The 12,642-nt window shown below is 57.1% G+C and carries 12 protein-coding genes; 6 read left to right on the forward strand and 6 right to left on the reverse strand.

All coding sequences use genetic code 11. The annotated features are described in order from the left end of the window. The first annotated feature begins 20 nt into the window (after positions 1-20). From def to truA, 3 genes are read left to right on the forward strand one after another with little or no spacing between them, the layout of a single operon-like run. Complete coding sequence (gene def, locus PUV54_RS06530; protein WP_274494801.1) at positions 21-539, forward strand: peptide deformylase; 519 nt, start codon at positions 21-23, stop codon at positions 537-539. Positions 540-560: 21 nt separating this feature from the next. After that, positions 561-1,478 (forward strand): methionyl-tRNA formyltransferase, encoded by a 918-nt coding sequence (fmt, locus tag PUV54_RS06535; protein ID WP_274494802.1) that lies wholly within the window; start codon positions 561-563, stop codon positions 1,476-1,478. Between the two features lies 1 nt (position 1,479). After that, the gene (gene truA / locus PUV54_RS06540) at positions 1,480-2,217 is read left to right on the forward strand and encodes a tRNA pseudouridine(38-40) synthase TruA (protein ID WP_274494803.1); all 738 of its coding nucleotides are present in this window, start codon (positions 1,480-1,482) and stop codon (positions 2,215-2,217) included. 198 nt (positions 2,218-2,415) lie between these two features. On the opposite strand, the gene dapE is transcribed toward truA, so the two are convergent. Then, positions 2,416-3,576, reverse strand: coding sequence for a succinyl-diaminopimelate desuccinylase (dapE, locus tag PUV54_RS06545; RefSeq protein ID WP_274494804.1), 1,161 nt, complete (start codon positions 3,574-3,576; stop codon positions 2,416-2,418). 51 nt (positions 3,577-3,627) lie between these two features. Here dapE and PUV54_RS06550 point away from each other — a divergent pair, with 51 nt between their 5' ends. Beyond that, positions 3,628-4,092 carry a cupin domain-containing protein gene (locus PUV54_RS06550; protein WP_274494805.1) on the forward strand — a complete coding sequence of 155 codons (465 nt, stop codon included), beginning with the start codon at positions 3,628-3,630 and terminating at the stop codon, positions 4,090-4,092. Here PUV54_RS06550 and dapD read toward each other — a convergent pair. The 3 genes from dapD to PUV54_RS06565 are packed head-to-tail and all read right to left on the reverse strand — an operon-like array spanning position 4,086 to position 6,672. Next, the gene (dapD, locus tag PUV54_RS06555) at positions 4,086-4,928 is read right to left on the reverse strand and encodes a 2,3,4,5-tetrahydropyridine-2,6-dicarboxylate N-succinyltransferase (RefSeq protein ID WP_274494806.1); all 843 of its coding nucleotides are present in this window, start codon (positions 4,926-4,928) and stop codon (positions 4,086-4,088) included. The two genes, PUV54_RS06550 and dapD, sit on opposite strands and share 7 nt — an antisense overlap. A gap of 8 nt (positions 4,929-4,936) precedes the next feature. Further along, on the reverse strand, positions 4,937-5,644 hold the full coding sequence (locus PUV54_RS06560; RefSeq protein WP_274494807.1) for a pyrimidine 5'-nucleotidase: 708 nt from the start codon (positions 5,642-5,644) through the stop codon (positions 4,937-4,939). Between the two features lie 8 nt (positions 5,645-5,652). Further along, a complete protein-coding gene (locus tag PUV54_RS06565; protein ID WP_274494808.1) occupies positions 5,653-6,672 on the reverse strand; it encodes a DUF1036 domain-containing protein in 1,020 nt (339 codons plus the stop codon). Positions 6,673-6,768: 96 nt separating this feature from the next. Here PUV54_RS06565 and PUV54_RS06570 point away from each other — a divergent pair, with 96 nt between their 5' ends. Then, positions 6,769-8,991 carry a primosomal protein N' gene (locus PUV54_RS06570; RefSeq protein ID WP_274494810.1) on the forward strand — a complete coding sequence of 741 codons (2,223 nt, stop codon included), beginning with the start codon at positions 6,769-6,771 and terminating at the stop codon, positions 8,989-8,991. Between the two features lie 82 nt (positions 8,992-9,073). After that, positions 9,074-9,631 carry an acyloxyacyl hydrolase gene (locus tag PUV54_RS06575; protein WP_274494811.1) on the forward strand — a complete coding sequence of 186 codons (558 nt, stop codon included), beginning with the start codon at positions 9,074-9,076 and terminating at the stop codon, positions 9,629-9,631. A 2-nt stretch (positions 9,632-9,633) separates the two neighbouring features. On the opposite strand, the gene PUV54_RS06580 is transcribed toward PUV54_RS06575, so the two are convergent. Both PUV54_RS06580 and PUV54_RS06585 read right to left on the reverse strand, forming a co-directional pair. After that, positions 9,634-10,416 (reverse strand): sulfotransferase family 2 domain-containing protein, encoded by a 783-nt coding sequence (locus tag PUV54_RS06580; RefSeq protein ID WP_274494812.1) that lies wholly within the window; start codon positions 10,414-10,416, stop codon positions 9,634-9,636. Between the two features lie 116 nt (positions 10,417-10,532). After that, positions 10,533-12,536, reverse strand: a complete 2,004-nt coding sequence (locus tag PUV54_RS06585; RefSeq protein WP_274494813.1) for an alpha/beta hydrolase family protein — start codon at positions 12,534-12,536, stop codon at positions 10,533-10,535. Positions 12,537-12,642 lie beyond the last annotated feature (106 nt).

Below are 12,642 nucleotides of genomic sequence, written 5' to 3' on the forward strand. Positions count from 1 at the left end.
CCGGCCATAGGTGAAGCGTCATGGCTATTCGACCGATTATTACTGCACCCGATCCCCTCCTGCGCGAGGTTTCAAAACCCGTGGACAAGGTGGATGACGAATTGCGTTCACTCATGGATGACATGCTCGAGACCATGTATGACGCGCCGGGCATCGGTCTTGCGGCGATCCAGATCGGCGTGCCGAAACGGGTGATTGTGATGGACCTCGCCGGTGAGGACGAGGAGCCGGAACCGCGCTATTTCGTGAATCCGGAAATTCTGGATCCTTCTGAGGACATGCGCCTTTATGAAGAGGGGTGTCTTTCTGTGCCGGAATTTTTCGATGAGGTTGAGCGCCCTGCGCGATGCCGCGTGAAATATCTCGATTATGACGGCAATGAACAAATTCTTGATGCAGAGGGCATGCTGGCTGTTTGCATTCAGCATGAAATGGATCACCTTGAAGGCGTTCTGTTCATCGATCACCTCTCGCGTCTGAAACGTGAGCGCATTCTTAAAAAGCTCAAAAAAGAACAGCGTCTCGCGGCGGCGTCGTAATTCGCGCAAAAGGGAATAGCCATGCGCCTCGCCTTCATGGGCACGCCGGAATTCTCCGTCAAAGTGCTGGCGGAGCTGATCGCCGCCGGTCATGACATCGCCGCCGTTTATACGCGCGCGCCGCAACCTTCGGGTCGCGGCCATAAACTGACGCCCTCGCCTGTGCATAAGTTTGCCGGAGCATGCGGGCTCGAGGTGCGAACGCCGAAGAATTTCAAAGATGAAGAAGAGCGCGCTGCGTTCGCCGCGCTCGATCTCGATGTGGCGGTGGTGGTCGCCTACGGGCTGATCCTGCCGCAGGCGGTGCTGGACGCGCCGCGTCACGGCTGTCTTAATCTGCATGCGTCGCTTCTGCCGCGCTGGCGCGGGGCGGCCCCGATCCAGCGCGCCATCATGGCGGGCGATCAAGTGACCGGCGTGCAGGTGATGCGCATGGAAGCGGGACTTGATACCGGCCCGGTGCTGTTATCGGAAACGGTGGAGATCGCCGCTGAAGATACAGCAGGTTCCCTGCACCATAAGCTTGCCGCCGTCGCCGCGCAGTTGGGCCCGCGCGCGCTGGCGGCGCTGACGCGCGAGGCGCTCATGGAGACGCCGCAGTCGGAAGAGGGCGTTACCTACGCCAACAAAATTTCATCCACGGAAGCACGGATCGATTGGACCAACAGCGCTGAAGACGTCGACCGGCATATTCGCGGTCTGTCTCCGTTTCCCGGCGCCTGGTTTGAAACGGATGGCGCCAGAGTGAAGGCGCTTTTTTCGAAAGTTTCAGATGGCGGCGGCCCGCCGGGAGCGGTTGTAGAGGCAGGCGATAAGTTGTTGATCGCTTGCGGCGCTGGCGCGGTGGAGCTGGTGACGCTGCAGCGCGCCGGAAAGAAGCCGCAGCAGGCGGAAGGGTTCCTGCGCGGGTTTCCGCTTAAGATCGGGCAAACGCTTTAGCATGCCGCGCTATAAGCTCACTATCGAATATGACGGAACCGGTTATGTCGGCTGGCAGCGTCAGGCCAACGGTCCATCCATTCAGGAAGCGCTTGAGGATGCCGTCAAAGCGTTTTGCGGCGATGATGAGCCTTCGCATGCGGCTGGCCGTACCGATGCAGGCGTTCATGCGCTTGCAATGGTCGCCCATATTAATCTGTCCAAGGAGCATCGCCCTGACACGGTGCGCGATGCGATCAATCAGCATTTGAAGCCCCAACCTATCGTAGTGGTTGGGTGCGGTCAGGTTTCAGAAGATTTTCATGCGCGATTTTCCTGCATAAAGCGGGCTTATGAGTATCGCATCGTTAACCGCCGCCCGCCGCTGGCGCTGGATGCGAGGCGTGCATGGCGCGTTTCGCAAAAGCTGGACGCTGATGCGATGAACGAAGCGGCTCAGTGTTTAGCAGGGCGGCATGACTTTACGACGTTCCGCGCCGCCGCCTGTCAGTCGGACAGCCCGATAAAGTCGCTGGATGAGATTTCCGTTTCGCGTGCTGGCGAAGACGTCATTATCCGCTGCGCCGCGCGATCGTTTCTGCATCATCAGGTGCGCTCGATTACCGGGTCGCTTGTTGAGGTGGGCAAGGGAAAGTGGCGCGTGAATGATATGAAAACGGCGCTGGAGGCGGCTGATCGCAAACGCTGCGGTCCAGTGGCGCCGCCGGACGGACTTTATTTTGTTAGAGCGGAGTATTGAGGGCTGCAACTTCCCTGTTTTCTTCCGATTATCGTAAATGATGCAGTTCTCTCCTTCCGCTCACCCCGACGCAAGTCGGGGTCCAGCGAAGAGAACAAGCCGGGCTACGCCCGACATCTTTTTTGTCTGGTTCCCGGCTTTCGCCGGGATGAGCGGATAGCTTCCGCACTTGCAAGCGGTTTGTTCCATAGGGCGCGTTCACTTCTGCACGCCTCCGAATTTTTGAAAATACCCAGCGATGATCGCTTCATAGATATCCGTAAGCGTCTCAATATCGCTTAGCCCTACATGCTCGTCGGTCTGATGCATGGTTGCGCCAACCATGCCGAACTCAGCCACGGGCGCGAAGTCCTTGATGAACCGTGCATCGGAGGTGCCGCCCGAAGTTGAGTATTCCGGACGCTTGTCTGTTTCTTTCTCGACGCAATCAGCGATAAGCGACAGAAAATTCATGTCTGTCGTCAAAAACGCCTCACCCGAAACTATGGTTTCAAGCTCGTATTTGGCGCCAGTTTCAGTGGCGAGCGCATCCAGTTGTTCGCGTAGCCATGCGTCGATGGAGGGGCCGGTCCAATTCGGATTGAAACGGATATTGAAACGCGCTGTCGCCTTTTCCGGAATGACATTATGCGCCGGGTTGCCGATATGAATGTCGGTGATCTCAAGATTTGACGGCTGGAACCGTTCATAACCGTCATCAAGCGGCGTTTCACTCAACCGCAACAATTTGCGTAAGAGCGCCGGGATCGGGTTTTGCGCGCGATGGGGATAAGCCACATGCCCCTGTTTGCCTTTTACCTTCAGCCAACAATTGATCGAACCGCGCCGGCCGACTTTGATCATGTCGCCCATGATTTCCGGGTTCGACGGCTCGCCCACGAGGCAGTGATTGATCCTGATCTTTTGTTCGTGAAGCCAGGCGAGCACTTTTTTCGTGCCGTTGATCGCCGGGCCTTCCTCATCGCCGGTAATCAAAAAAGAAAGCGAGCCCTTAACGGCGCCGGCCTCAATCGCGCGAGAGGCGGCGGCGGCGAAGGCGGCGATCGCGCTTTTCATGTCCGCCGCGCCGCGCCCCCAAAGCTTGCCGTCTTTGATTTCGGCGTCAAAGGGCGGCGACGCCCACGCAGCCTCGTTACCCGGCGGCACAACATCCGTGTGCCCGGCAAAGCATAAATTCGGCGCCGTCTCGCCGAACTGCGCGTAGAGATTATCGACCTCAGCAAACTTCAGCCGTGTTGTCTTAAACCCAAGTTCTTTGAGGACGCCTTCAAGCACGTCTAGCGCGCCTTCGTCGGCTGGCGTCACAGAGGGACGTTTGATCAAAGCGCGGGAAAGCTCGATTGGATCGATTTTTGTCATGGCGATGAGCTAAACTAGCCCCGAGCCCAAGACAAGCAATGGAGCAATGCCGTGCCAAAACTCAATCTCAAAGATGTAAAGCCGCGAACGGGATGCGCATATCCGGCCCCTTACGACGCCCACTGTATAGGCCGGTCGAAAATTGGACTTGGAGATTTGGGCGGCCTTAACCAGTTTGGCGTCAATCTAACGCGCCTCGCGCCAGGCGCGGCGTCCGCACACAAGCACTGGCACCAAAATGAGGACGAACTTGTCTATATGCTCGAAGGCGAGGCTGTGCTGGTTGAAGATGATGGAGAAACGGTGATGCGCGCCGGCGATGTGGCTACGTTTAAAGCCGGCGTTCAAGTCGGTCACATGATGGTCAACCGGTCGAACCGCGAAGTAGTGTTTTTGGAAGTTAGAACCCGTGCTGCGGAAGAAGTCTCATCCTACACCGATCCAGATATCGATTTGCAGATGATCAAGAGCGCGGCTGGATGGGTCGCGACACGCAAGGATGGCGCGCCTTATTGATTTCGCAACAATTCGTTGACGGATGTTTTTGAGCGAGTTCTCTCGTCAACCTGCTTGACGATGACGGCGCAGTATAGATTGGGACCGCCCTTGTCGGACGGCATCGCGCCCGAAACGACAACGGAATAGGGCGGGACCTCGCCATAGGTGACGGCGCCGGTTTCGCGATTGAAAATTTTCGTCGATGCGCCGAGGTAAACGCCCATGGAAAGGACCGATCCCTCGCGCACGATGACGCCTTCGGCCACCTCGGCGCGAGCGCCGATAAAGCAGTGATCCTCGATAATGACCGGGTTCGCCTGCAGCGGTTCAAGAACGCCGCCAATGCCCGCACCGCCGGAGATATGGCAATTGGCGCCAATCTGTGCGCAGGAGCCGACCGTCGCCCAAGTATCGATCATGGCGCCCTCGCCGACATAAGCGCCAATATTGACGTATGACGGCATCAAAACCGCATTGTTGGCGATAAACGATCCGCGCCGTACGGTCGCCGGCGGCACCACGCGAAAACCGCTCTTGCGGAAGTCTTCTTCGCTCCAGCCGGAAAATTTCGTTTCAACCTTGTCCCACCAGGGGCCGTTGAAGCCGTCGATTAGCCGGTTGTCGTTGAGGCGAAATGACAGCAGCACCGCTTTTTTCAGCCATTGATTGACGCGCCACTCTCTAAGGTTTCCTGAGCCTTCGACTGGTTCTGCTACGCGCTCAGCCCCGGAATCGAGAAGCGAGAGCGTTTCGTTGACGGCGTCGCGAACTTCGCCCGTCGTTTTGGCGGAAATGTCGTTGCGGTTCTCCCACGCGGCGTCGATCACGGCTTCTAGAGCGGCTTTGTCGGTCATGGTTTTTATCAACTGGCTATGGCTTGCGCCTTACTGGCGACATTTAGAAACGCAGTCAAATCATCGGTCACGTGATGCACATGCGCGGCCGTATCGCCGCGCCTCGCGGGGCGTTTGTCATGGGGTTCGTCGTCAAGCCACGCGGCGTCGGAAAGCACCAGCACTGTCGTCATGCCGAGCGCATGGGGCGCTTCCAGGTTTTGCACGATATCCTCAAACATCACCGCGCTGCACGGGTCTATATGATGAGAAGACAGAAATTTTTCATACGGCTCGCGTTTTGGTTTGGGCGCGTACCCCGCCGCCTTGATGTCGAAGATTTCATCGAATTGATGCAAAACGCCAAGCGCGCCGGCGACATTCTCCGCGTGTTTCACGGAGCCATTGGTGAAGATAAACTTGCGGCCCGGCAGCGCGGTCAGCGCTTCGTTCAGGCCGTGATTTTCCTTCAGGTGCGCAATATCGATGTCGTGGACAAATTCAAGAAACTCATCGGGGCAGATATCATGAAGGTCCATCAACCCGCTCATGGTCGTTCCGTATGCGACGTAATAATCTTTTTGCAACCGGCGCGCGCCGTCATGGTCCATGGCCAGACGGTCACGGATGAACGCCGTCATGCGCGCGTCTATTTGCGGAAAAAGCTGCTGTTCCGCGCCGTAAAGCGTGTTGTCGAGGTCGAAAACCCAGTTCTCGACATGGGAAAGATCAGGCAAGGGGTCCCTTATTCTCCGCCCGCTTCGGCCGGGGCGGCAAACATGTCCGGGGTGAAGTCAAAGTTTAACGACTCAGCACCGCCAATTTCGATACGGCGGAACGACGCTTCCTCAAGATCCTGATCAGCGCAGGCCAGATCGTCGTTCACATTGAACATGACGTTATTGATGCAGAAGTTTTTGGCGCCGCCCGTGATTGGTCTGTCGCCAGCGGGATCTTCGATCACGCCGTAAACGTAATAATGGTCCTTTTCCAAAGACCCCTTGACGATTTTTGAGCAGTCGCCGGGCTCCAGCTTCCACCAGCCTTTCGAATTATACGTATCGCCTTCCTCTCCGGCGGCGATCGCGCTCCAGACGGGGCTGTTGGTTTTGTTGCAGTAAAACAGGCCGAGTTTTGCTTCGCGCGCGTTTGCATCCTCAATAAGCGTATCGATCACTTCGTCATCGATGGAATAGCCCTCGGCAAGACCTTTTTGTTTGCGGTAATTGGCCAGCGCACGTTGGGTGGTGCGGCCCATGGCGCCGTCAACACGACCGGCGTCGACGCCGATGTCGCTTAACAGGCGCTGCACGCCGGCGACTTCTGCGGAATAGACCGTATAGGTGCTGGCTTCCGTAAAATCCGTCTGCCAGTTGCCGCCGGCCTGCTCGGTGACTTCAACATTGAAAAACCTTCGCTGCCGCATCGGATCGTCGCGGCACACATCCTGGTTGCGCAGATTGAAGAAACCTGAATTTTCAACACAAAGCGCCGTATCGCCGGACCATGTGCGCAGCGGTCCTTCGTGTCCGGGGATGGCTTCGGCATAAACGAAGTACCGACCGGGTTTGGCTTTTTCGGTTAGCACGACCTTGCACTGGCCGGGACGCAGGCGCCACCAGCCCCGGGTCGCCAGCCGGTCGCCATCCACATATCCGATCGCTGCTGACAGCGCGTAACTCGACTTGTTGCAGAAACTGTATTTCGCGTCAGCCGACGCGGACGTCACAACAAACAGCAGCAGGGAAAAAAAGATGATACGCATTGCGTTCCGCCTGGATTGCACTAGCCCGGGATTTCACTACCCATGGGATGAAGCGGTAATTCACCCGAAACTGCGGCGAGGATCAAGCGCGTATCGATGAATATCAGCGAGCCCATAGGGGACGAGGCGGCCGAAACGGGCGCTGTGAACAGCGTTAGCGTATTGTTTCCGCTGCCTTTGCCAAAGGCTTATGATTATATCTGCACGGGCGGCGAAACTGGCGGCGAAGCGCCTCTCGTTGGATCATTCGTCCTTGCGCCATTCGGTCCGCGAGAGGTGGTGGGGGTCGTGTGGCCGTCGGGCGGTGATCCTATAGAGCCTGAAAAGCTCAAACCGCTTGTGCGCGTTATCGATGCGCCGCCGCTGGCGGGCGAACTGATCGATTTCATCGCCTGGGCGTCGGCCTACACCATGTTTCCACTGGGCTCGATTTTGCGCATGGTCATGCGGGTGGCCGATGCATTCGAGGGCCCGCGCATGCAGACAGCGTTTGTTGGGGGCGGCGAAGCGCCGGCCCGGCTGACGCCGCAGAGAAAAGCGGTTCTCGACATTGCGTGCGAAACTCCGATGACCGCGGCGGAACTTTCGGCTGCGGCGGGCGTCAGCGATGGCGTCGTGCGCGGCCTTGCCGATGCGGGCGCGCTGACCCGTGTCGATGTCGATCCCGATCCGCCGTTCGATCCGCCGGATCTCCACCGCAGCGGCCATGACCTTTCAGACGATCAGCAATTCGCCGCGGACGAAATAAAAACAATCATCGCCAGCGGGGGGCACAAAGCGATCCTTATCGACGGCGTGACCGGTTCCGGCAAAACAGAAGTTTATTTCGAGGCGGCGGCGGAGGCGTTGCGCCGGGACGATAATGCGCAAGTGTTGATTTTGTTGCCTGAGATTGCGCTGACGTTGCCGTTTCTGACGCGCGTGGAGGAGCGTTTTGGTGCCGCGCCTGCGCCGTGGCATTCGGAATTGACCGCCGCCCAGCGCCGCCGCACCTGGCGGCGCGTAGCAGAAGGTCAGGCAAGGCTGGTGGTGGGTGCGCGCTCGGCGCTGTTTTTGCCGTTTGCAAACCTGAAACTGATTATCGTCGATGAAGAACACGACAACGCATACAAACAGGAAGACGGCGTTATCTATCACGCCCGCGATCTCAGCGTTGCGCGGGGCGCGAGGGCGGGGTTTCCGGTCATTCTCGCCTCAGCGACGCCGTCCCTTGAGAGCGTCGTTAATGTCGATGAGGGCCGCTATGACGCTGTCGGTTTGCCGTCGCGTTTCGCCGAGGCGGCCATGCCGGAAATTTCCCTGATCGACATGCGCGAGGATGCGCCTGAAGCCGGGCGGTGGTTGTCGCCGCGTCTCGTCAGCGCGATCAATGATAATATTTCAGCACACGAACAATCGTTGCTGTTTTTAAACAGGCGCGGTTATGCGCCCATGACCATCTGCCGGCGCTGTGGCCATAAGATGACGGCGCCGGGTTCCGACACCATGCTGGTGGAGCACCGTTTTGAAAACCGGCTTGTGTGTCACCACACTGGTTTTTCCATGCCGAAACCGCCAGCTTGTCCGGAATGCAACGCAGTCGACGCGCTGACCCCTTGCGGGCCGGGTGTGGAGCGTGTGGCGGAGGAGGCGAAAGAGCGCTGGCCCGCCGCCAATATCGCAGTGCTCTCGTCCGACACCGTGACCGGCCCGCGCGCCATGCGTGAGGTACTAGATGCAATGCGCGATGGCGCGATCGATATTCTCATCGCCACGCAAGTGGCCGCGAAGGGTCATCACTTCCCGAACCTGACGCTGGTTGGTGTTGTCGATGCGGACCTGGGCCTTGCCGGCGGCGACCTGCGCGCTGGCGAGCGCACATATCAGCTCTTGTCACAAGTGACGGGCCGCGCCGGACGCGCTGAAAAACCGGGTCGGGCGTTATTGCAGACCTATCAGCCGCAAGCGGCGGTCCTGAAAGCCTTGGCGACGGGCGACCGGGATGCGTTTCTCGCTGCGGAAGCAGAGGGAAGGCGATCCCTCGGCTATCCGCCCTATGGACGTCTTGCGTCGGTGACGCTGCGTTCCAGAGATGAGGCGGCGCTGGAAAAATCGGCGCGGGCCATGCGCGCGGCGGCGCCGTTGGCAGATGATGTTGAGATTCTGGGGCCTGCGCGCACTCCGATTTATCGGCTTCGCGGTGTTGCGCGCCAGCGCATGCTCGTTAAGGCGGGGCGTAATATTCATTTGCAGGCGTATTTGTCGGATTGGCTCGAACGGGTCAAAAAAACCTCGGTTGTTCGTATTTCTGTCGATATCAACCCTTATAACTTCCTTTAGGACGCCGAATCCGCGCAGATTGTAACATTCGGTTAACGCTTTAACTGTCTAAAATAAAAGACTCTTTCAGGGGGATCACTGAATGATGCGGTTAATTTTGGTTTGTTTGATTTCGTCGGTGTTTTCCGTAAGCGGAGCATCTGCGCAAGGCTTTGTGGATGAGGCGCGTGTCGGTCTTTACGCTCAAAGCTGCTGCGGTTTTGGATCAAGCAAGGAAGACGGCGTCGCCATCAATGCGGAGCTTTTGTTTCCATCCCCGCGTTTCTTATCCGTGCTGGGTGCGCCGCGCCCGCTCATTGGCGGCACGCTCGCAACCGACTCCGGCGCGACTGACCAGGTTTATACAGGCCTTGAGTGGAAGCTGAATGTGACGCCGAAATGGTTCGTTGCGGTCAGTCCCGGCATAACCATTCACAACGGCGAAACGGATACCTTCAACCCTGTGACGGATGCAGCGCGCGCCGCGACGACGGTGTTTTATGGATGCCGGGCGTTATTCCGCATCGCCGGCGATGTCGGCTATCGCCTGACCGATCGGCTAAGCGCCTCGTTCCATTGGAACCATATTTCCAATGCGGGGCTTTGTACTGACAATGAAGGCCTCGACCAGATTGGCGCGCGCCTTGGCGTCAGCTTCTAGCATTATGCTGCGCGTTTTTCGCGTACATAGTTATAGATTTCGATGTTCGGCTGGCAGAGGTCACGGATACGCTTCAGCGTTTCGTTTGAAAAATCACCGCGCCAGTGGGTCGAGCGCTCGCTCGTGCGGTTTTCATAACCAATATTGATGTTGAGCGATAACTGATCGCTTAGCTGTTGCTCAAAGCTTTCCATGCGATCGAGAAAACCGACAACATCAAAGCTGAGCAGCAGTTTTTTTGCAGCTTCGACTTCAGCGGTGCTGACCGTCGGTTGGTGAGCTGGCGAACCGCCAAAAAAAGTCGCATAATTCGACCCGTACCATCGCGCTCTTTCGGTCGTCACAAACTCGTCGATTTCCTGATCTACGCTAGTGCCGAGCCCGCTGCGATAAACATAGCGATAGTGCGAGCAAAACCGCTCTACCGGGTCGCGCAACACAGTGATAAATTTGTGCGAATGTCTGTGCTTTTCACGAATAGCTTCGTTGATCGGGTTGTGCCCAGTGACGCACAGCGTTCCTTTTTCAAGCGCGTAAGCCAGAAGCTTCCTGCGAAAGTCAAATGATAAAAGCTCCGGATGCGCCGATATATCGGTAGACGCCGGATCAGCGAGGCGTTCTGCGGCCCGCGATTCAATCGGATAGATGCGTTCGCGAGACAGGCGATAGCGTCGAAACAGCGCTGCTTCCACTGAAGAACCGCCGCATTTTTGTACATGCGTAAAGACGACGCCGGTTTTGTAGCGTGACAGCAGTTTCTGGCGAATGTTTCCAAGCAGTCCCATGATTTGGTCGTCTCACAATTTGTTCTGGAAATCGACCATAGGGGTTCGGATATGAAAAAGGCCTTTATCCCACGTTTGGATAAAGGCCTTTTTTGCAGAAGGTCGGAAAGTAGATGTCAGTCGCCGATATGTTGATCGATGAAGTTGATGGACTGTCTTAATACTTCGATGCGCGAAGGGCCGAAAGACAGCCAGTGATCTTCACCCTCGAGCTCGATGAACTCATAGGGTTTGCCGGCCTCGGTCAGCGCCGCCGCCATTCGCTGGCTCTGATAGAAAGGAACGACTGTGTCGTCCTTGCTATGGATCAGCATGATCGGGGCTGTGGCGTTCCCAGCCCTGTAAGTTGGGCTTACAGCCTCAAGCTGCCTGGTGTCTCGAAAGCGGCTGCCGATGCGCCGTTCCCAATAGGCGGATCCGAATTCACTATCGAGCGCCTCCTGGCCTAGCATGGCGGGCAAGTCGGCAACGCCGTTGACGCTGACCGCGCATTGATAAAGGTCCGGCGTCAGGGTGGCGCCGGCGAGCGCAGCGTAACCGCCATAGCTTGCCCCGGCGATGCATATCCGACCTGGATCGACGACGCCGTCAGTGATCAGCTTTTGTACGCCATTGGTAATGTCGTCCTGCATTTTTCGGCCCCATTCGCCAAAGCCGGCTTGGCGAAACGCAAAACCATAGCCGTGCGAGCCGCGGAAATTGGGCTGATAAACCGCATAGCCGCGAGCCGCATAAAAGAACGACCAGTAATCGTAAGACTGGTCATCCCTGCTTTCCGGGCCGCCATGGGGCAGCACGATCAAGGGCAGATTTTCCTTATCGGCGCCTGCGGGCACGGTCAGGTAGCCGTTGATCGTTAAGCCATCCTCAGTGACGTAATCGAATTTCGACTTTGTTGCGTAAATACGATCAGCGACGGCAGGTGAAACGGAAGAATAGAAAGCGAGGTTTTTAGATGCCTGGTCGAATATATAAATTTCATCCGGGCGGTCAGGGTAGACAGCCCGAACAACCATTTTGTTTCCGTCCGCGCTCATGGCGTCAATTATGACGTTGGCGTCGGGAAGCGCCGCGTCGAGGCTGTCTTGAACGCTTTGGACCTCAAGGTCGAGATAGTGCGTGCGCGGAAAGTCATCCGTGTACCGAACGCCAATGGCTGTCGCGACGACCGGGTCGTATATGACGTCCGAAAAGTCGTATTTTTCATGCTGGAATAAGACTTCGACGCCCTGCGCCTCATTTATATCATAAGAGACAAGCGCTCTTTTGTCGCCCGTGTAATAAGAGGTGATCACCCGGTTTGGCGCCTTCCCCATGCCGTAAAATGAAATTGTTGGGGCGCCGGGTTCTTCCTGAATTGTCTTGATCAGATCGAAATTTCGCGAACCCTCGCGCCGTCGAAAAATTTTTCGCTCGCCTTTTGTTTCGTCATAATCGATGCGCAAGACGGGTTCGCCACCGGCTTCGACGACCCAGTCGCTGGTGTGCTCCTCACCGGCGAAAGTCTGATTATTGCGGCCATTGTTCAGGTTAACGTCAAACAGCGAGTATCCTTCCGTCGAAGCGCGCGACTGCAGCCGTGACGGCCCTGCCTGCCTGGAGGAGATTCTTGCGTCAGAGTTCCACCGCGCCATGATGACATTGTCCGGTTCGTTGGGGAGCAGGGCGCTGAGAGATCCGGCGTCGCTGACGTAAGCGCCAGGATCGGCTTGAAACAGGACTTCCATGTTGCGGTCATCAGCGGAAATTGCGATCCACCGGTAGAACTCCATAAGCTTCATGCCGGTGCTTAACTGTACATTGCCGGAAACGGAGGTCAGCAAGAGAACATGGTTGTCGCCCGCCCATTCCAGGCGATGAGCTTTAGCGGCGCCAATGCCGACGCCTTGGGGCGTGGCGTCTGGTTTCTCCAGTTCTGTAAAGACAACATACCTTTCCCCATTGATGGTCTGCAGCGCCGCCAGCGTGTCGCCGTCCGGGGATAGATCGACCGTAGCGATCGCCGGCATTGCGCCGAATTGCTCAGGCGTCGCTTGTTGAGCGTTGGCTGCAGTTGAAAAGACGGCCAATACAGTACTGCATAAAATAGCAGCATGCGTAGTAAGGTGTTGTTTTTTCATGATTGCGCCCCAGACTTTTGACTGCACTTTATACTGTCCAGACTTTTATTTCCCTGAAGCAGATACTAAACAAAATAACGCGCCGCTAAAAGCCCCCGCCATGGCG

The organism is Hyphococcus flavus, assembly GCF_028748065.1.
GTDB lineage: Bacteria > Pseudomonadota > Alphaproteobacteria > Caulobacterales > Parvularculaceae > Hyphococcus > Hyphococcus flavus.

Coding starts and splice junctions, on each gene's coding strand:
- def (WP_274494801.1), top strand. CDS start 21: ATGGCTATTCGACCGATTATTACTGCACCCGATCCCCTCCTGCGCGAG.
- fmt (WP_274494802.1), top strand. CDS start 561: ATGCGCCTCGCCTTCATGGGCACGCCGGAATTCTCCGTCAAAGTGCTG.
- truA (WP_274494803.1), top strand. CDS start 1,480: ATGCCGCGCTATAAGCTCACTATCGAATATGACGGAACCGGTTATGTC.
- dapE (WP_274494804.1), bottom strand. CDS start 3,576: ATGACAAAAATCGATCCAATCGAGCTTTCCCGCGCTTTGATCAAACGT.
- dapD (WP_274494806.1), bottom strand. CDS start 4,928: ATGACCGACAAAGCCGCTCTAGAAGCCGTGATCGACGCCGCGTGGGAG.
- PUV54_RS06565 (WP_274494808.1), bottom strand. CDS start 6,672: ATGCGTATCATCTTTTTTTCCCTGCTGCTGTTTGTTGTGACGTCCGCG.
- PUV54_RS06570 (WP_274494810.1), top strand. CDS start 6,769: ATGAATATCAGCGAGCCCATAGGGGACGAGGCGGCCGAAACGGGCGCT.
- PUV54_RS06575 (WP_274494811.1), top strand. CDS start 9,074: ATGATGCGGTTAATTTTGGTTTGTTTGATTTCGTCGGTGTTTTCCGTA.
- PUV54_RS06580 (WP_274494812.1), bottom strand. CDS start 10,416: ATGGGACTGCTTGGAAACATTCGCCAGAAACTGCTGTCACGCTACAAA.
- PUV54_RS06585 (WP_274494813.1), bottom strand. CDS start 12,536: ATGAAAAAACAACACCTTACTACGCATGCTGCTATTTTATGCAGTACT.